18 protein-coding genes are annotated in these 16,900 nt (G+C 61.3%); 4 read left to right on the top strand and 14 right to left on the bottom strand.

Translation table 11 applies throughout. The features are described from left to right. The first annotated feature begins 47 nt into the window (after positions 1 to 47). Positions 48 to 1,112 carry a 3-deoxy-7-phosphoheptulonate synthase gene (locus AC1RTP_RS11600; protein ID WP_498607635.1) on the top strand — a complete coding sequence of 355 codons (1,065 nt, stop codon included), beginning with the start codon at positions 48 to 50 and terminating at the stop codon, positions 1,110 to 1,112. Here the strand turns inward: AC1RTP_RS11600 and AC1RTP_RS11595 are convergent. Next, positions 1,106 to 1,561, bottom strand: a complete 456-nt coding sequence (locus AC1RTP_RS11595) for an OsmC family protein (protein ID WP_498607633.1) — start codon at positions 1,559 to 1,561, stop codon at positions 1,106 to 1,108. The two genes, AC1RTP_RS11600 and AC1RTP_RS11595, sit on opposite strands and share 7 nt — an antisense overlap. 90 nt (positions 1,562 to 1,651) lie before the next feature. On the opposite strand from AC1RTP_RS11595, the gene tsaD reads away from it, so the two are divergent. Continuing rightward, the gene (tsaD, locus tag AC1RTP_RS11590; protein ID WP_498607631.1) at positions 1,652 to 2,686 is read left to right on the top strand and encodes a tRNA (adenosine(37)-N6)-threonylcarbamoyltransferase complex transferase subunit TsaD; all 1,035 of its coding nucleotides are present in this window, start codon (positions 1,652 to 1,654) and stop codon (positions 2,684 to 2,686) included. Here tsaD and AC1RTP_RS11585 read toward each other — a convergent pair whose 3' ends face one another. From AC1RTP_RS11585 to AC1RTP_RS11560, 6 genes are all read right to left on the bottom strand, one after another. Next, positions 2,687 to 2,857, bottom strand: coding sequence for a hypothetical protein (locus AC1RTP_RS11585; protein WP_498607629.1), 171 nt, complete (start codon positions 2,855 to 2,857; stop codon positions 2,687 to 2,689). A 71-nt stretch (positions 2,858 to 2,928) separates the two neighbouring features. Next, positions 2,929 to 3,723, bottom strand: a complete 795-nt coding sequence (locus AC1RTP_RS11580) for an ABC transporter ATP-binding protein (protein WP_498607627.1) — start codon at positions 3,721 to 3,723, stop codon at positions 2,929 to 2,931. Position 3,724: 1 nt separating this feature from the next. After that, positions 3,725 to 4,744, bottom strand: a complete 1,020-nt coding sequence (ntrB, locus tag AC1RTP_RS11575) for a nitrate ABC transporter permease (protein ID WP_498607626.1) — start codon at positions 4,742 to 4,744, stop codon at positions 3,725 to 3,727. Positions 4,745 to 4,755: 11 nt separating this feature from the next. Further along, positions 4,756 to 5,988, bottom strand: a complete 1,233-nt coding sequence (locus tag AC1RTP_RS11570; protein WP_498607624.1) for a CmpA/NrtA family ABC transporter substrate-binding protein — start codon at positions 5,986 to 5,988, stop codon at positions 4,756 to 4,758. A gap of 116 nt (positions 5,989 to 6,104) precedes the next feature. Then, positions 6,105 to 7,013 (bottom strand): LysR family transcriptional regulator, encoded by a 909-nt coding sequence (locus AC1RTP_RS11565; protein WP_498607622.1) that lies wholly within the window; start codon positions 7,011 to 7,013, stop codon positions 6,105 to 6,107. Beyond that, positions 6,995 to 7,894, bottom strand: coding sequence for a LysR family transcriptional regulator (locus tag AC1RTP_RS11560; protein ID WP_498607620.1), 900 nt, complete (start codon positions 7,892 to 7,894; stop codon positions 6,995 to 6,997). The genes AC1RTP_RS11565 and AC1RTP_RS11560 overlap by 19 nt, the downstream gene beginning before the upstream one ends. A 103-nt stretch (positions 7,895 to 7,997) precedes the next feature. Between AC1RTP_RS11560 and AC1RTP_RS11555 the strand changes: the two genes are divergently transcribed. Further along, positions 7,998 to 8,852, top strand: coding sequence for an oxidoreductase (locus AC1RTP_RS11555; protein WP_498607619.1), 855 nt, complete (start codon positions 7,998 to 8,000; stop codon positions 8,850 to 8,852). On the opposite strand, the gene AC1RTP_RS11550 is transcribed toward AC1RTP_RS11555, so the two are convergent. From AC1RTP_RS11550 to ybaK, 6 genes are all read right to left on the bottom strand, one after another. Beyond that, a complete protein-coding gene (locus AC1RTP_RS11550; protein ID WP_498607617.1) occupies positions 8,849 to 10,081 on the bottom strand; it encodes a metal-dependent hydrolase in 1,233 nt (410 codons plus the stop codon). The genes AC1RTP_RS11555 and AC1RTP_RS11550 overlap by 4 nt on opposite strands. A gap of 103 nt (positions 10,082 to 10,184) precedes the next feature. After that, entirely contained in the window at positions 10,185 to 10,475 is a 291-nt protein-coding gene (locus AC1RTP_RS11545; protein WP_498607616.1) for a DUF427 domain-containing protein, read from the bottom strand. 17 nt (positions 10,476 to 10,492) lie between these two features. Then, positions 10,493 to 11,536 carry a sensor domain-containing diguanylate cyclase gene (locus AC1RTP_RS11540; RefSeq protein ID WP_498607614.1) on the bottom strand — a complete coding sequence of 348 codons (1,044 nt, stop codon included), beginning with the start codon at positions 11,534 to 11,536 and terminating at the stop codon, positions 10,493 to 10,495. 58 nt (positions 11,537 to 11,594) lie between these two features. Then, positions 11,595 to 12,245, bottom strand: a complete 651-nt coding sequence (locus tag AC1RTP_RS11535; RefSeq protein ID WP_498607612.1) for a DsbA family oxidoreductase — start codon at positions 12,243 to 12,245, stop codon at positions 11,595 to 11,597. A gap of 6 nt (positions 12,246 to 12,251) precedes the next feature. Continuing rightward, positions 12,252 to 12,875, bottom strand: coding sequence for a glycerol-3-phosphate 1-O-acyltransferase PlsY (plsY, locus tag AC1RTP_RS11530; RefSeq protein WP_498607610.1), 624 nt, complete (start codon positions 12,873 to 12,875; stop codon positions 12,252 to 12,254). Between the two features lie 89 nt (positions 12,876 to 12,964). Beyond that, a complete protein-coding gene (gene ybaK / locus AC1RTP_RS11525) occupies positions 12,965 to 13,456 on the bottom strand; it encodes a Cys-tRNA(Pro) deacylase (protein ID WP_498607608.1) in 492 nt (163 codons plus the stop codon). Between the two features lie 37 nt (positions 13,457 to 13,493). Between ybaK and AC1RTP_RS11520 the strand changes: the two genes are divergently transcribed. Continuing rightward, a complete protein-coding gene (locus tag AC1RTP_RS11520) occupies positions 13,494 to 14,453 on the top strand; it encodes an endonuclease/exonuclease/phosphatase family protein (protein ID WP_498607606.1) in 960 nt (319 codons plus the stop codon). Here AC1RTP_RS11520 and AC1RTP_RS11515 read toward each other — a convergent pair. Further along, entirely contained in the window at positions 14,450 to 16,879 is a 2,430-nt protein-coding gene (locus AC1RTP_RS11515) for a sensor domain-containing protein (RefSeq protein ID WP_498607605.1), read from the bottom strand. The genes AC1RTP_RS11520 and AC1RTP_RS11515 overlap by 4 nt on opposite strands. Positions 16,880 to 16,900 lie beyond the last annotated feature (21 nt).

The raw sequence follows: 16,900 nt of genomic DNA, 5'->3' as shown, positions 1-16,900 counted from the left end.
CACTGTTAGGTCCCCCAAGCAAAAACACAGTGAATAGCAGACTGATCATGATTGCCCAAAACCTTGAAAACATTAACGTTACTTCGTTCGCATCCATGCCTACCCCCGAGGAGCTGCATGCGAAACTGCCGCTGAGCGAAAAGGCTTCCGAGACCGTTACCAAAGGCCGCGCCGACCTGCGCGCCATCCTGGAACGCAAGGACAAGCGCCTGTTCGTGGTGGTAGGTCCTTGCTCCATTCACGACCCGGTTGCGGGTCTGGACTATGCGCGCCGCCTGAAAGCGCTGCAGGAAGAAGTCAAGGACACCATGCTGCTGGTAATGCGCGTGTATTTTGAAAAGCCGCGCACCACCACCGGCTGGAAGGGTTATATCAACGATCCGTATATGGACGACTCGTTCCGCGTCGACATCGGCATGGAGAAGGCGCGCCAGTTCCTGCTGGATGTGTGCGAACTGGGCCTGCCTACCGCCACCGAAGCGCTGGACCCGATTTCGCCGCAGTACCTGGGCGACCTGATCGCCTGGACCGCCATCGGCGCCCGCACCACCGAATCCCAGACCCACCGCGAAATGTCGTCGGGCCTGTCAACGCCTGTGGGCTTCAAGAACGGTACGGACGGCGATATCGGCATTGCGATCAACGCCATCCTGTCGGCGGCCAATCCGCACGCCTTCCTGGGTATTAACAGCCAGGGTAATGTGTCTGTCGTGCGCACGCGGGGCAATCCGCATGGCCACGTGGTGCTGCGCGGGGGCGACGGCCGGCCTAACTATGATTCCGTGTCGGTGGCAATCGCGGAACAATCGCTGCAGAAGGCCAAGCTGCCGGCCAATATCGTGATCGACTGCTCGCACGCCAACTCGTACAAGAAGCCAGAACTGCAGCCGCTGGTGATGACCGATGTGGTCAACCAGATCGTGCACGGCAATGAGTCGGTGGTGGGGGTGATGATTGAGTCGAATATCGTGGCAGGAAATCAGAAGATCCCTCTGGATTTGTCCGAGCTCAAATACGGCTGCTCGGTGACCGATGCTTGCATCGACTGGGACACCACAGTCAACATGCTGAAGGAAGCGGATCGCGAGCTGCGCGCACGCCCGGCTCAATAACGCCAGCTGCCTTCTACTCGAATCTCGGACTTGACCGACCGCGCCAGGAAGCACTCACCATGTGCTTCGTGGTGCAAGCGGTCAAGCTCCGTATCCGTCGGCGCCTTCTCGCCCGAGAAGACGACTAAAGGCTTCAGCGTCACCACGCCTATCCAGCCATCCTGCATCAATCCTTCCGCCGCATCGACATAGCTATCCACTACATACCCATCGCGCGCCGCCAGGCTCAGGAACCACAGCATATGGCAGCTCGATAAGGACGCCACAAACGCCTCCTCCGGGTCAACCGCCGTGGGATCCGACAGCGGCACCCTCACCACATGCGGCGATGAAGACCCCGGCACCACCGTGCCGCCATCAAACGTCCATTTATGCAGCCGGCTATAGCGGTTATCGGTAAATTTGGCATCGTGGCGGAACCATGCCACTTCGGCGGTGTGCGTCGACATCTCGGGCCTCCTTAACAAGAATGCAAGCAAGATACACCCGCGCGCTTTCCATTACAATGGCGGATTGCCCTTTCAACTTTAAGCATTCCAATGATCGTTCTCGGCGTCGAATCCTCTTGTGACGAAACCGGCCTGGCCCTGTATGACACGCAGCGCGGCCTGCTGTCGCACGCCCTGCATTCGCAGGTCGCTATGCACGAGGAATACGGCGGCGTCGTGCCGGAACTGGCTTCGCGCGACCATATCCGCCGCGCGATCCCGCTGTTGGAACAAGCACTGGCCAAGGCCAACATGCCTGCCAGCGCGATCGATGCCATCGCCTACACGCAAGGTCCCGGCCTGGCCGGCGCCCTGCTGGTCGGCTCGGCCATCGCCTGCTCGCTGGGCATGGCGCTGGATAAGCCGGTGCTGGGCGTGCACCATCTGGAAGGCCATCTGCTCTCGCCACTGCTCGCGAGCGAGCCGCCGGAATTCCCCTTCGTGGCACTGCTGGTATCAGGCGGTCACACGCAGCTGATGCGAGTGGACGGCGTCGGCCAGTACGAGCTGCTGGGCGAGACCCTCGACGATGCGGCAGGTGAAGCCTTCGACAAATCCGCCAAACTGCTCGGCCTGGGCTACCCGGGCGGCCCTGCCATCTCCCGCATGGCCGAGTTCGGCGATCCGGAAGCCTACAAGCTGCCGCGCCCCATGCTGCACTCGAAGGATCTGATGTTCTCCTTCTCCGGCCTGAAAACAGCGGTGCTGACGGTGGTGAACAATAACGGCGGCGCCGCCAATGTCTGCGAGCAGGACAAGGCGAATATTGCGCGCGGTTTCGTGGATGCGATTGTGGATGTGCTGACGGCCAAATGCCTGTCCGCCCTCAAGCAGACCGGCTTGAAACGGCTGGTGATCGCAGGTGGCGTGGGCGCGAACGCGCAGTTGCGTGCTTCACTGAACGCGGCAGCGAAGAAGAAACACTTTAAGGTCTACTATCCCGAGCTGGAATTCTGCACCGATAACGGGGCAATGATTGCCTTCGCCGGCGCCATGCGTCTGCAGATCAATCCGCAGGCGGCGCAGCGGAATTATTCCTTCAATGTCCGTCCGCGTTGGCCGCTGGACGAACTGCGGGACATCTGATTAAACCAGCAGCCAGGCGCTCAGGCCCACCAGGGCCAGCAAGCCGGCTGCGATGCCGGTCGTACGCAAGCCCTTGTGGCTCACTTGCTGGCGCGCGAATTCGTGACGGTTTGGCTTGTCTTCTTGCTTTGCCTCTTTGCCAACTTTCTGCTGCATTACTTCGGTGTTCATCACAATTCTCCATTTGTATAGACCACAAATGTAGCAGCAGAGCAGAACCGCTGCCACACTTTTGTACATTGCTATGCAGCAAATCGTTGTGCCGGACGGCCTTGCCTCTGATAGAGGAATTCCAACACACTTGTCCGGTAGTCAAGGTAGAGCGGGTCCTGCGCCAGAGCTAAACGGTCGCGTGGACGGTCCAGACGAACCTTCACGATATCGCCGATTGTTGCGGCCGGGCCATTGCTCATCATAATGATGCGATCCGACAACAAAACTGCCTCGTCCACGTCGTGCGTCACCATGACGACCGTGGCGCCGGTCGCGGCGACGATGCGCATCAACTCATCCTGAAGGTGGGCGCGCGTCAGTGCATCGAGTGCGCCGAACGGTTCGTCCATCAGCAGGACCTTGGGCTCCATCGACAGCGCGCGGGCGATGCCGACGCGCTGCTTCATCCCGCCGGAGATTTCATTAGGGCGCTTGCCGCCCGCCGCCGCCAGCCCGACCAGTTCGAGCGCTTTCCAGGTGCGCTCTTCGAGTTGGGCGCGAGTCTCCTTGGCGTCGAACACGCGCTCCACTGCGAGCAGGATGTTTTCGAAGCAGGTGAGCCAGGGCAGCAGCGAATGGTTCTGGAACACCACGGCGCGCTCCGGCGCTGGGCCGGCGATCTCGCGGCCGCTGCAAACCAACACGCCGCTGCTCGGAAGCGTCAGGCCCGCAATCAGGTTAAGCAAGGTGGACTTGCCGCAGCCCGAATGCCCGATCAGCGTAATGAACTCGCCCTGCTCCACGGCCAGGTTGATGTCGCTCAGCGCATGGAACTGGCCGAAGCGCATATCGACCTTGCTGATATCGATGAATTTCGACGTCATCTCATTTCTCCTCATAGCTGAAGGCTTTTGCCAGCGCCACCAGCGCCAGTTCCAGCAGCAGGCCAACCACGCCGATCACGCCAATCGCAATCAGGATGTGCGGCACGTTCATATTGTTCCATTCGTCCCACACCCAGAAGCCGATGCCCACGCCGCCCGTCAGCATTTCCGCGGCGACGATCACCAGCCACGCGGTACCAATGGCGAGGCGCACGCCGGTGAGCATATAAGGCAGCACCGATGGCAACAGGATCTTGGTCACCACCTTCCATTCGGACAGGTCCAGCACGCGCGCCACATTCAGGTAGTCCTGCGGCACGCGCTGCACGCCGACAGCGGTGTTGACGATCATCGGCCAGATCGAGCAGATGAAAATGGCCCAGATCGCGGCAGGGTCGGCGGCCTTGAATACCAGCAGGCCAATCGGCAGCCAGGCCAGCGGCGACACGGGTTTCAGCAAGCTGATTAAGGGGCTGCACATGCCGTACACAAAACTGAACCGGCCAATCAGGAAACCGAGCGGAATGCCGACCAGCGCAGCCAGGCCGAAGCCCAGCGCCACCCGGCGCAGCGAAGCCAGGATATTCCAGCCTATGCCCTGGTCGTTCGGTCCCTTGCGATAAAACGGATCGGCGAACAGTTTCAGCGCTTCATGCCAAGTCTCCAGCGGCGTCGGGAAGCCAGGATTGCGCAGCGCCAGTACTTGCCATGCCAGCACCAGCAAGGTGAGCCCTAACAGCGGCGGCAGCACCTTCATGACGATAGGCCGCAGCATGCCGCCTTCCGGCGCCAAGCGTATGCCTTTTGCCGCCAGCCGCGCGCGGCGTGTCGGCCTTCCCGGCAGGTGCGGGGCGGCCTGCCCCTCCGCCTGCGCCACCTTAGTGGCCCCCACGCCGGCCGCCGAGCCAACCGATTCGGCAGACCTGCCCACGCCGGCCGCAGCCAGCGCGGCGGCGGCCGATTCGCGAGCTGCATCGCGCGCGACCAGCGCTCCATGCGCCGTCCCATACACAGCACTCATACGCCCTCCCTTCACGCTTTGATCTTGAACGAATCGGCGTAGGCCTTGGGATTCTTGCCATCCCAGACCGTCCCATCGACCATCTTCACGCTGCGCAGCGGCGACTTGGGTACGCTCACCTTCGCCATGTTCGCCGCATCCTTGTAGACGTCGATCTGGTTAATTTGCGTGGCGACGGCAAGGTAGTCCGGCTCCGCCTTCAGCAAGCCCCAGCGCTTCTGCTGCGTGAGGAACCACATGCCGTCGCTCAGGTAAGGGAAGTTCACCGAGCCGTCATTGAAGAACTTCATATAGTTAGGATCGTCCCAGGTTTTGCCCAGGCCGTTCTGGTAGCGGCCCATGATGCGCTGGCCGATCACGTCCACCGTCGTATTGACATAGGATTTATCGGCAATGGCCTCGGCCATCTTCACCTTATTGGACAAAGACGCATCGATCCAGCGCCCCGCCTCCAGCACCGCGGCAATGAGAGCACGTGCAGTGTTGGGATACTTCTTCACCCACTCCGCGCTGGTACCCAGCACTTTCTCAGGATGGTCGCGCCAGATGTCCTGCGTCGTGGTGGCCGTGATGCCGATGCCATCGACAATCGCGCGGTGGTTCCACGGCTCGCCGACGCAATAGCCATCCATATTCCCGATCCGCATGTTCGCCACCATCTGTGGCGGCGGAACCGTGATCATCTTCGCGTCCTTCATCGGATCGATGCCGTAGGAAGCGAGCCAGTAATACAGCCACATCGCGTGCGTGCCGGTCGGGAAGGTTTGCGCGAACGTGTATTCGCGCTGATCGGTACGCATCAGTTTCGCCAGCGATGCGCCGTCAACCGCGCCCTTGTCGGAAAGCTTTTTCGACAGCGTGATTGCCTGGCCGTTGTGATTGAGGTTCATCAGCACCGCCATGTCTTTCTTCGGGCCGCCGGCGCCAAGATGCACGCCATAAACCAGGCCATATAGAACATGGGCTGCGTCGAGCTCACCGTTCACCAGCTTGTCGCGCACAGCGGGCCACGAAGCCTCCTTGCTCAACACGATCTTGATGCCGTACTTCTTATCGAAGCCGAGCAGCGACGCCATCACAACCGAGGCGCAATCGGTGAGGGGAATGAAGCCGACTTTGACTTCTTCTTTCTCCGGCTTGTCGGAGCCTGCAGCCCATACGCCTTGCGACGCAAGCCCTGTTACGGCAGTAGCAGCACCGGCCGCCAACAGGCGCCGGCGGGTAAGGCTGAACGTATGATCCATCTCTATCCCCGTGAGTAAATAATGGGGATATTGCAAGTGCCGTGCCACCCCGCTTTCAAGGGTAAGACACGTGAAAATCCGGCACCGCGATTGTGCGCCGCACCAACTTAGCGCCGTTAACGCACCGGGTGAAGCCTCGGATCGGTGCGCAGACGCTCGGCCATGAGGTCCACAAAGCTGCGGATGCGGGTCGAGCCCTGGCGGCTGTCGCGATGGATGATATGGATAGGCACGGCCGGCGTGGCATAGTCCGGCAGCACCTCCACCAGTTCGCCCGCATCGAGCAAGGCTGCAGCCTGGTAGGACAGCAGGCGCGCAATGCCAAAGCCGCTGCGCACCGCCTCGATTGCCGAATCGTTGTTGTTTACGCCCAGGCGCGGCTTAACCCGCAGCGATTGCGTGCTGCCGCCGTGCTGGAAGCGCCAATCCGGCGGCACGCTGGAACCGGACGAGCCGACGATGGTGTGCTGCTCCAGTTCCTGCGGCGTACGCGGCGCGCCGTGCTTCTCTATATAGGAGGGCGAAGCGATAATCATGCGCCGCACGCTCCCGACGGGCACCGCGCGCATGCTCGAATCAGGCAGCTCGCCGATGCGGATGCCGACATCGATCCCCTCTTCCAGCAGATTCGTCACACGGTCAACGAAAACAGTCGAGACGTCCATTCCCGGATAGCGCTGCAGGTAATCGACAATACCCGGCACCACATACAGGCGTCCAAACAGCACCGGCGCCGTCACGGTCAAATGGCCGCGCGGCGCGGCGTTGATGCCGGCGACCGCATCGTCGGCCTCATCGACTTCCGCGATGATGCGGCGCGCATCGTCCAGATAGCGCTGGCCAGCTTCGGTCACACGAACATGGCGCGTGGTTCGGTCCAGGAGCTTGACGCCCAGTCGCTCCTCCAGCGCCGCCACAGCGCGCGTGACGGCCGGCGGCGACATCCCCAATCGGCGCGCCCCCGCCGCGAAGCCCTGCTCCTCAGCCACGGCTACGTAAACAGTCATCAGGTAAAGGCGGTCCATGGATATTTCATCATGAAGTCGATAAAGTGCCGCACACGCATAGGCATGCGGTTACGCTGGGCATAGTACATGTAAATGCCGGCATTTGACGTGACATGCTGCGGCAACAAGTGCACAAGCCTACCTTCTGCGAGATCGCGCTCCACCAAATACAGGGTAAGCTGACCAATGCCGACGCCGGCGCGCACCGCTGCCACCTCGGCCTCCGCGGTGTTGAAGCTGGCCACGCAGGGCACATCCTGGTAGATAGTGCCGCCCTCGCCACGCAGCTCCCAAGGCACGATGCGGCCGGTGTTGGGCTGGCGGAAGCCTGTGCAGCGATGCTTCTGTAAGTCCGACACGGTTCTCGGTGCACCGTGCTTTTCCAAATAACTGGGCGCGGCGCAGATGTACAAAGCGATCTTGCCCAAACGGCGCGCCACCAGGTTACGCTCCGGCGGGTTTCCGGCGCGGAAACCGACATCGATCTTCGATTCGATCATGTCGGTGAAATGGTCCTCAAGATGAAGGTCGAAATGGGTGCCAGGGTGCATAGCCTGGAAGTCGGCCAGCAAGGGCGCCAGCACCATGGTGCCGATCGAGGTTGGCGCGGTAATGCGAATCACCCCATCCATCGCCTCACGGCTGCTTCGCACATGGTCCAGCGCTTCGTCCAGCAAGCGCAAGCCGGGAGTAGCCAGCTCATACAGTCGCTGACCTTCATCGGTCAGGCTCAGGCTGCGCGTAGTGCGATGAAACAGGCGCACGCCGAGGTCATCCTCGAGCAGCCGGATAGCTTTGCTGACGGCCTGCGCGGACAGGCCAGCCTCGACAGCGGCTTGGCTGAAGCTGCCGGCATGCACCACGCCGATGAAAAGTGAGATAACGCGCGCTTTATCCATTTACAACCACAGGATGAAAATCAAACATCTTTGCCATATCTAGTGTAACAGCTCGCGGATGCCTACCATGCACCTACCAATCACCTATTCCAAGGAGTACATCATGGCAAACAAAGTCTGGTTCATCACTGGCGCTTCCCGCGGCTTCGGTCTCCTGATTGCACGCGACGCGCTGGCACGCGGCGACGCCGTAGTCGCCGCCGCGCGCAACCCACAAGTCATCACGGATGCCCTGGGCGCGCATCCGCAACTCTTGGCGCTCCAACTGGACGTAACGAAGGAAGCCGCCGCCGTCGTCGCAATGCAGCAAGCAGTGGAGCGATTCGGCCGCATCGACGTACTGGTGAATAATGCCGGCTACGGCATTCTGGGCGCCGTCGAAGAAACGTCCGCTGACGAAGTACGCCGCATCTACGAGACCAATGTCTTTGGGCTGCTGCACGTCAGCCGTGCAGCGCTGCCAATAATGCGCAAACAAGGCCGAGGCCATATCATGAATATCTCGTCGGTCGGCGGCTACAGCGCCTACCATGGCTGGGGTGTTTACAGCTCGACCAAGTTCGCCGTGGAAGGCTTAAGTGAAGCGATGGCTGCCGAACTTGCGCCGCTGGGCATCAGAGTGACGGTGGTTGAACCTGGCTTCTTCCGCACCGACTTCCTTGACCCCAGCTCGCTGGTGGAGACTGCCGCCCGCATCGGCGACTATCAGGACACTGTCGGCGCCATGCGCACCTTTGCCGGCGGCATGAACCATCAGCAGCCGGGCGATCCGGAAAAATTGTCCATCGCCCTCCTTCAGCTGGCCGATGCCGCGCGGCCTCCGGTACGCCTGCAATTGGGCAGCGATACCGTCGCACGCGTTCGCGAAAAGAACCAATCCGTGGAGCAGGAAATGTCGGACTGGATGGAACTCGCGCTGTCAACTGACTTCGAGCAGCCGGTCAGGCAAGCCGCTTAAGGCGCAGGCGCCCCGCCCAGCAGGTCGGCGCGGGGCATGCCCCATTGCGGCACGGCGTACGGGCAGGCAGGCTTCACCGCAAGCGGCAAGGTAGTGAAGTTGCCGCCCGAGCCGGCGGAGAAACGCCGGTCGGTGGCTTCCGCGCTGCCCACGGCCGGCATGCGCGCAAAGCGCAGCCACGCGGATAACTGGCAATCGCTGGCCGCGCGCTCACGCAATGCCGCAATGCTGCCCTGCCAGGAGTCGGACAGCAGGACACCGGGCACCTGGACCGGCATTTCGCGCACGGCATCGGCAGCCAGTGCAGGCGGGCATTCGCGCGGCGGCAGCAGCGAAGGCGCAAGGCTCAAGTGGCCGCGCCGCAGCAGGTAAGTCTTGCCGTCCGATTCAATCGAAGTGAAACTCCAGCACAAAGGCTGCGAAGGAAAAGCCGTCAGCGCCACATCCAGCACCCGCGCCTGCGGGTCTTGCAATACCAGCGCGGCCGTCACCGCCTGACGCGCCTTATTCGAAGCCGACGCCTGCACGCCGATATACGCCAGCACCACGCCCGATGCCAGCAGCAAGGCACGCCGGCTATGCATGTGCATGAAGCGCAGCGCCGCCACGGCCGCACCAAGCGTCACCAGCGCTTCAAAGGAAGTCCAGCCAAGGTAGCCATGCATGGTGAAGTACAAGAGCACCACCGGCAACACCGCCAGCACGACAACCCTACCGCGCCGCGACGGCAGCGCCATCGCCAGCGGCACACCGAAGGCCACCCAGAACACCGGCTCGATGATGAAGACCATATCGCCGAAATACCAGGTCCCGCTGAACGGGTAGAAAGGATGGACGCCATAGTTGTTCATGAAGTCCATGCCGATGTGCAGCAGGAAGCCCGCCGCCAGCGCGCTGCCCAGCCCGCGCCGCGCCGCCCTGCTTTCACGCAGAAGCACCCGCGCATTCGGCCACAGCGCCCATAACAAGGCCAGCAGCAACAAAGCCTGCGGCAGCAGGTAAAGCAAGGTATGCGTATGTCCGCGATGATGCAGCAGGTAACCAAGCGGCGCCGGCGCAAGGTGGGTGAAGAGCAGATCGAGGTCGGGGAAATTGCTGGCGACAGCGCAAGCCGTCAACAGCAAACGATGACGCGTCTTATGCCGCGCATGGTCGGCTTCCGGCGGCAGCGAGCGCTGAATCAGCTCGCCAATGCCAAGGCCAACAACGGAATGAGTAATGTTATCCATGCTTCATGAAAGTCGGGGTCAGGTCGAGCAATCGGACACGGGCTCAAGCGCTGCGCGCTTGAGCCCGTGTCCGATTGCTCGACCTGACCCCGACTTTCAACAATTAATGCTGGACCTCGACGCCGTGCCAGAAGGCGATGCGGTCTTTGATCTGGCTGGCGGCTTCTTTCGGGGCCGGGTAGTACCAGGCGGCGTTGGCGTTGACCTTGCCGTCCACCACTACGTTGTAATAGCTGGCGACGCCCTTCCACGGGCACAGTGTGGTGTGCTGGCTCGCTTGCAGGTAGTCCTTGTTGACCCGCGCTGGCGGGAAGTAAATATTGTGCTCGACGATCTCGACTTCGCTGCTGTCCGCCTCTGCGATGACGGCGCCATTCCATATTGCCTTCGGCATGCAAACTCCTGTCCTGTTCAACCTTCTACACGGTTGCGGCCATCGGCTTTGGCTCGGTACAGCGCGTCATCGGCCTGCTTCAACAGCATGTCGGCATCGTCGATGTCCATGTGGTTGAAAGAGCCGACGCCTAAGCTGGCCGTCACCTGCACCGTGCGCGCCCCGGCGCTGTGCACCTGGGCTTCTATCCTCGACCGCAACGTCTCTGCGAACTTGCGCGCTCCGTCGAGCGGCGTGTTCGGCAACAGGATACACAATTCTTCGCCACCGTAGCGTCCGGCGACGTCTATTACACGTACGTTCTCGCGTACCAGGCGTCCGATGGCGGCCAGCACTTCGTCGCCGACCAGGTGGCCGAACTCGTCGTTGATGTTCTTGAAGTGGTCTACGTCGATCATCACGGCCGACAGCGGCGTGCGGAAGCGGCGCGTGCGCGCTACTTCGAACTTGAGGCGGTTCATCAGGGAACGGCGGTTGTGCAGTCCCGTCAGCTCGTCGGTGGTAGCAAGCGTTTCCAGCTCATCCATCGAGGCTTTCAGTGCCTTTTCGTTGGCCCTCAGTTCGAGCAGGGCCATGACCTGGCGTGACAGTTTGCGCAGCATTTCGCGTTGGGCCGTAGACAGGCAGCCTGCCTTGGTATCCATCACGCACAGGGTGCCGATGGCGTAGCCGTCGCTGGTGGTCAGGGGCACGCTGCTGTACATGCGCATGAACGGCGCTTCCATGGTCAGGGGCATGCCGGCGGTGCGGGTATCCTTGCTGAGGTCGCAGATCTCGGTGGCGTCGTCGCCCAGCACTGCCAGCGAGCAATAGCATTGGCCGCGTGGCATCGAGTCAACTGCCAGTCCCGTGAAGGATTTGACGAACACTCGCTCGGCGTCGACCAGGGTGATGAAGGCGAAAGGAACGTCGCAAACCTTGGCGGCCAGCTCGGTGAGGAAGGTGAAATCTTCGCCCGATGCCGTCTCCAGGGCGTCGTAGCGGTGCAGCGCTGCCAGGCGGCTATTGTCGTCCGCCGGGCGAGGGTACAGCACTGTTATCTTTTTTTCTGCGGCTGTCATGCATCTCTCCCATGTTACTTTTTGTAGTGTAACAAGGTTGTTTGCAAGATAATAGTGTTTATTTTAAAGCTACTATTTGCCGCAGCGCGCGCTCGAAGGCTTCTGGCGGTTGTCCGCCGGAAATCAGATGCGTTTCATTAATAATCACCGCAGGTACGGATTGAATTCCATTGCGGTGATAGAAGTGTTCCATATCCCGAACTTCCTGCGCGTAGCGGCCAGATGACAGCATTTGCACTGCTTCGGCCTCGTCCAAGCCGACCTTTCCTGCCACTTGAATTAGCAAGGTGCGCGAGCTCGGGTCTTGTCCGCGCGTGAAATACGCGTCAAATAGCGCCTTTTTCAGCTCTTTTTGCTTGCCGTGTTCGCCTGCCCAATGCAGCAACCGGTGGGCGTCAAAAGTGTTGTAAATTCGGCTACGCATACCTACGCCGAAGTCAAAACCGACGTCGGCGCCGCGCTGGCGGATCATTTCACGGGTTTGTTCTTGCTGGGCAGGGCTGGCGCCATATTTTTGGCGCAGATGCTCGGTGATGTCCTGCCCTTCCGGAACCATGTGCGGGTTCAGTTCGAAAGGCTGGAAGTGAATTTGCGCCTGAACGCTGTCACCAAGGCGGGACAGCGCGACTTCCAGGCTATTCAGCCCGATCGCACACCAGGGACAGGAAACGTCGGAGACGAAGTCGATGCGGATCGGGGTAGTAGTCATGATGATCTAGGCCTTTTTCTTGGCTTTGCTGCCGATACGGCTTTCTTTGCCAGCAATAAGGTTAGCAATATTTTTGGCATGGCGCCAAAACAGCAAACCGCTCATGACCAGGACAGCCGCCAATTGGGGCTCGGCGCCGAACAACAGGCCGTAGTAGAACGGAGCAAATACGGAGGCAATCAGGGCCGCCAGCGAAGAATAACGGAAGGCATACGCCACCACCAGCCAGGTGACCAGGGTCGCCAGGCCGAGCCAGATGTTCAGCGCCAACAACACGCCCAGTGCAGTCGCCACTCCTTTACCGCCAACAAATTTGAAGAACACCGGCCACAGGTGGCCGACGAAGACCGCCACGGCCACCAGGGCAATGATCTGGTCGGCTTGTGCGCCCAGGCCCAATTGCTGCTGGAAATGGTCGACCAGGAATACAGCCAGCCAACCTTTGAAGGCATCGCCAACCAGGGTCCAGATCGCCGCGCCTTTGTTACCGCTGCGCAGCACATTGGTGGCGCCGGGATTGCCGGAACCATAAGTGCGCGGGTCGGCCAGGCCGTAAAACTTGCTCACCACCACGGCGAAGGAAATCGAGCCGATCAGGTAGGCAGCAATAATAAGAAGCAAAGAAGTCATAAATCCCCACGGAATCGTTGTTTTTATATGCGGCAGCGACTATACACCATAGCGCCGAGCCCGGGCTGCCCAGAAGCAATGCAATTCTATCAATCCGGCAAGGCGCATTGCACCGGCTTGGCGGCCAGCACTTCGGTCAGCACCGCCGGTTTGATGCCAATCAGGAAACCGCGTCGGCCGCCATTGATATAAATCGTTTCCAGTGCGAGCACGCTTTCTTCCACATACACCGGCATCGCTTTCTTGGTGCCGAACGGCGAAGTGCCGCCCACCATATAGCCGGAGTGGCGCTGCGCCACGTCGGGCTTGCAGGGTTCGACGGATTTGCAGCCGATGTTGCGGGCCAGGTTTTTGGTCGAGACTTTGCAGTCGCCGTGCATCAGCACGATCAGCGGCTTGGCCGCTTCGTCCTGCATCACCAGGGTTTTCACCACATGGTGTTCGTCGACTCCGAGTTCGCGCGAAGAGACCGAGGTGCCGCCATGCTCTTCGTACTCATATGGATGTTCGGAAAATGCGACTTTGTGCTTACGCAGTAAAGCTGTCGCGGGAGTTTCGGAAATGTGCTCTTTTTTTGCCATGCCGTGATACGCTAGTGCCAGAGAGGAGTTTCTCATTATGCAGCAAGAAATTCGCTTTGCCACCTTCAACGTCTGCAACCTTGCCCCGCCTGGGGCGAAACTGTACGACAACCTGTTGCCATTGACGGAGCAGGAATACGAGGCCAAGGTCGAATGGACTGCACAGCAGCTGGACCAGCTCGATGCCGACGTGATCGGCTTCCAGGAAATCTTCTCCCAAGAAGCTTTGCGCGACGTGCTGTCGCGCACCCGCAAGTACCGCGATGCGGTGCATGCCGGATTCGATCCCGATCCCCATGCTGCCCGCCTGACGCCCAATGTGGCGTTGGTGTCGCGCCTTCCCCTGGCTGCGGCGCCGGAAGTCTATGCCAATTTCCCGGAAGGCGTGCCGGCCGATTCCGGCGTGCCGGAGTCGGACCGCTTCGCCCGCGCGCCCTTGCACGCGCAGGTGGTGCTGCCCAACGAGGTGGTGGTCGACGTGATCGTGGTGCATTTAAAATCGCGCCGCCCCGATTACCGCGGCGGCGACACTTCGGAAGACCCGTTGCACCTGGCGATGGCCAGCCTGCGTTCGCTGGTGTGGCGCGGCACTGAAGCGGTGGCCCTGCGCGTCCTGCTTAGCAAGATGATGCGCGAGGCGCGCCGTCCTTGCATCGTGCTGGGGGATTTCAACGATACCGCCGATGCGGTGACCACCACCATCGTGCTGGGTAACGGCGGCGGCATGCCGCCCGGCGACGAACGGCGCGGCCGCATGTACGACGCCAACCAGATCCAGCTGCGCCAGGACCATTTGCGCCACGTGGCCTACACCAGCATCCACGAAGGCCACTATTCGACCATCGACCACGTGCTGGTGTCGGAAGAATTCAACCCTGCCTCGCCGCGCGCCATTGGTGAAGTGCTGGACGTCAGCTACTTCAACGACCACTTGCGCCAGGAGCGCCCCGAAGTCTCCGACCACGGCCAGGTCCTGGTGCGGCTGCGGCTGCGCTAGGTGGATTTGCTCGCCAGATGGCCCTGGTATTGGTCGCAGCCCAGCTCGCGCAGTAGCTGGAGCTGGTCTTCTGTTTCCACGCCTTCGGCGATGACGGTCATGTCCAGGCTGCGGGCCATGGCGATAATGGTGCGGATGGCCGTGGCGTCAGTGCCGTTACCGAAGAAGGCTTGCGCGATCTTCAGCTTGTCGATCGGGCTGTCCTTCAACTGACCGAGCCGGGAGTAACCGGTGCCGAAATCATCTACTGAAAGACGCTCACCAAGCGCGCGCAACTTTTCCAGCACGGACTCGGCCTGCGCGCCGGCCTGCATCAGCATGGCTTCGGTCAGCTTCAGTTCCAGCAGCCGCGCCGGCAGCCCGGCCAAGCGCAGCGTATCGCCCAGGCAATCGATAAGGTCCTTATGCACGAACTGCGCCGGCGCCAAGTTGACCGACACAATCAGCTCGCGGCCATCTTGCTGCCATGCGCGCGCCTGGCGGCAAGACTTCTGCAGCACCCAATTGCCGATGGCGACCATCATGCCCGCCTCGGTCGCTACGTCGATAAAGCGCTCGGGCAGCAGCAGGCCCAGCTCGGGATGGCGCCAGCGCAACAGCGCCTCCATCCCCACCACAGTGCCGCTGGCAATTTCCACTTCCGGCTCGTAGGCCAATTCGAACTGCTGCTCGGCCAGCGCCCGCCGCAGGCCCTGCTCCAACCCGGAACGCTCGACGATACGGGCATTCATTTCGCCGCTGAAGAACCGGTAGCCATTCCGCCCCTCCTGCTTGGCATGGTACATGGCAATGTCCGCGTGCTTGAGCAAGGCGTCGATCTCTTCCCCGTCGCCGGGAAACATGGCGATGCCGAGCGAGCCGGATATATGCGCGATATGTTCACCCAGCACGAATTCCTGCTCAAGCGCATGCAGCACCGTTTCCGCCGCATGCGCCGCACCGGCTGCTCCGGCCAGATCCGGCAGCAGGATGATGAATTCATCCCCGCCTTGCCGGCTGACCGTGTCCGCCTCGCGCACGCAATGCACCAACCGGCTGGCGACTTCTTTCAGGAGCCGGTCGCCAACCGCATGTCCCAGGTTATCGTTCACCATCTTGAAGCGGCCCAGGTCCACGAACAGCACCGCCAGCAAACCCTGGTTGCGGCGTGCTGCTGCCACGGCAAGACGCAGCCGGTCCAGCAGCAGGACCCGGTTCGGCAGGTCGGTCAGGAAGTCGTGCTCGGCCAGGTGGCGCGTATGCTCCTCGCTTTTCTTTCGCTCGGTGATATCAGTGACGGTGCCCATATAGTTGCTGACGCGGCCCGCACTGTCGCGGATGGCGCTGATACTGGTCCAGCAAGGAAACAGGCCGCCGTCGCGCCGCCGTCCCCAAGATTCACCTTCCCAGTGGTCGCTGGCGTCCACCTGCGCCCACACTTCGCGATAAAACGACTCCTCATGCACGCCGGAACGGAACAGGCTGGCTGGCTTGCCCAGCATCTCCTGCGGGCTGAAGCCGGTAATCTCGGTGAAAGAACGATTGAGGGCAATGACGCGCCGCGCGCGATCGGTCAATACGATGGCGTCGCGGCTGTTTTCGAACACTTGCGCCGCCAGGTGCAACATGCGTTCGGCTTGCTTGCGTTCGGAAATATCGCGCACCGCCGCGTAATATAGATTGCTGCCGTCAAGGGAAACCGCGGTCAGCACCACTTCCGCCCAGAGCAGACCGCCTTCGCAATCGACGTAATGCCATTCGCTGCGCGCAGTGCCGTCGCGCCGCGCCGTGCCCGCCATCACTTCCTCCGCGTCCGAAGACAGCGCACCGGACGGCTGATGCATGGGCGAGAAGTCGTGCAAGCTGCGCCCCAGCAGCCGTGCCGGCCCGTCGCACTTGAACAGGCGCACCGCGGCCGGGTTGGCCTCCTCCACCACACCGTCGCGCAGCAGCAAGATGGCATCGCTGGAACGCTCGAACAGATGGTGGAAATTCTCGCCGGCCGCCTGCAAGGCGTCGAACTCGCGCCGCCTCTGCGTGATATCGATCTCCATGCAAAAGATTTGTGCCAGCTCTCCATCGTGCCAGACAGGAATGTTTGTTGAATACAGCCACAGGTCACGCCCATCGCCCGTTCGTATTTGCCAGTCGCCGGCCGGACTCGCGTGGCCATTGCGCCATATCTCTTCCACCAACGCATCGTATTCACCTTGGCGCTCGCCATGCGAACGCAGCTGAACCATGCGCCGGCCGACCACGTCGCTGGCCTGGCTGCCGAGCATGTCGGCACACGCCTGGTTACAGAATTGCACGACGCCGTCCCGGTCGAAACTACAGACGGCAATCAGGGGCGTCAACTCAAGCGCCGCAACCATACGAGCGATCAGGTCGAGCGCGGCGTGGGCGGGAGTCAAGGCGTTGGGCAGCGGGGGCATTGCGGCAGTCATGTTCCCATTTTTTGCGACCCC

This window comes from Pseudoduganella sp. GW821-FHT11H04, assembly GCF_058807935.1.
Note: the sequence above shows the minus strand (reverse complement) of the source record. Positions and strands in the feature narration are given on the sequence as shown.

What these genes read in the sequence shown, in the direction of transcription:
- plsY (WP_498607610.1), bottom strand. Translation starts at nt 12,875, where the DNA reads ATGACTTCTTTGCTTCTTATTATTGCTGCCTACCTGATCGGCTCGATT.
- AC1RTP_RS11600 (WP_498607635.1), top strand. Translation starts at nt 48, where the DNA reads ATGATTGCCCAAAACCTTGAAAACATTAACGTTACTTCGTTCGCATCC.
- tsaD (WP_498607631.1), top strand. Translation starts at nt 1,652, where the DNA reads ATGATCGTTCTCGGCGTCGAATCCTCTTGTGACGAAACCGGCCTGGCC.
- AC1RTP_RS11555 (WP_498607619.1), top strand. Translation starts at nt 7,998, where the DNA reads ATGGCAAACAAAGTCTGGTTCATCACTGGCGCTTCCCGCGGCTTCGGT.
- AC1RTP_RS11535 (WP_498607612.1), bottom strand. Translation starts at nt 12,245, where the DNA reads ATGACTACTACCCCGATCCGCATCGACTTCGTCTCCGACGTTTCCTGT.
- AC1RTP_RS11515 (WP_498607605.1), bottom strand. Translation starts at nt 16,879, where the DNA reads ATGACTGCCGCAATGCCCCCGCTGCCCAACGCCTTGACTCCCGCCCAC.
- ntrB (WP_498607626.1), bottom strand. Translation starts at nt 4,744, where the DNA reads ATGAGTGCTGTGTATGGGACGGCGCATGGAGCGCTGGTCGCGCGCGAT.
- AC1RTP_RS11570 (WP_498607624.1), bottom strand. Translation starts at nt 5,988, where the DNA reads ATGGATCATACGTTCAGCCTTACCCGCCGGCGCCTGTTGGCGGCCGGT.
- AC1RTP_RS11520 (WP_498607606.1), top strand. Translation starts at nt 13,494, where the DNA reads ATGCAGCAAGAAATTCGCTTTGCCACCTTCAACGTCTGCAACCTTGCC.
- AC1RTP_RS11540 (WP_498607614.1), bottom strand. Translation starts at nt 11,536, where the DNA reads ATGACAGCCGCAGAAAAAAAGATAACAGTGCTGTACCCTCGCCCGGCG.
- AC1RTP_RS11545 (WP_498607616.1), bottom strand. Translation starts at nt 10,475, where the DNA reads ATGCCGAAGGCAATATGGAATGGCGCCGTCATCGCAGAGGCGGACAGC.
- AC1RTP_RS11560 (WP_498607620.1), bottom strand. Translation starts at nt 7,894, where the DNA reads ATGGATAAAGCGCGCGTTATCTCACTTTTCATCGGCGTGGTGCATGCC.
- AC1RTP_RS11565 (WP_498607622.1), bottom strand. Translation starts at nt 7,013, where the DNA reads ATGGACCGCCTTTACCTGATGACTGTTTACGTAGCCGTGGCTGAGGAG.
- AC1RTP_RS11550 (WP_498607617.1), bottom strand. Translation starts at nt 10,081, where the DNA reads ATGGATAACATTACTCATTCCGTTGTTGGCCTTGGCATTGGCGAGCTG.
- AC1RTP_RS11585 (WP_498607629.1), bottom strand. Translation starts at nt 2,857, where the DNA reads ATGAACACCGAAGTAATGCAGCAGAAAGTTGGCAAAGAGGCAAAGCAA.
- ybaK (WP_498607608.1), bottom strand. Translation starts at nt 13,456, where the DNA reads ATGGCAAAAAAAGAGCACATTTCCGAAACTCCCGCGACAGCTTTACTG.
- AC1RTP_RS11580 (WP_498607627.1), bottom strand. Translation starts at nt 3,723, where the DNA reads ATGACGTCGAAATTCATCGATATCAGCAAGGTCGATATGCGCTTCGGC.
- AC1RTP_RS11595 (WP_498607633.1), bottom strand. Translation starts at nt 1,561, where the DNA reads ATGTCGACGCACACCGCCGAAGTGGCATGGTTCCGCCACGATGCCAAA.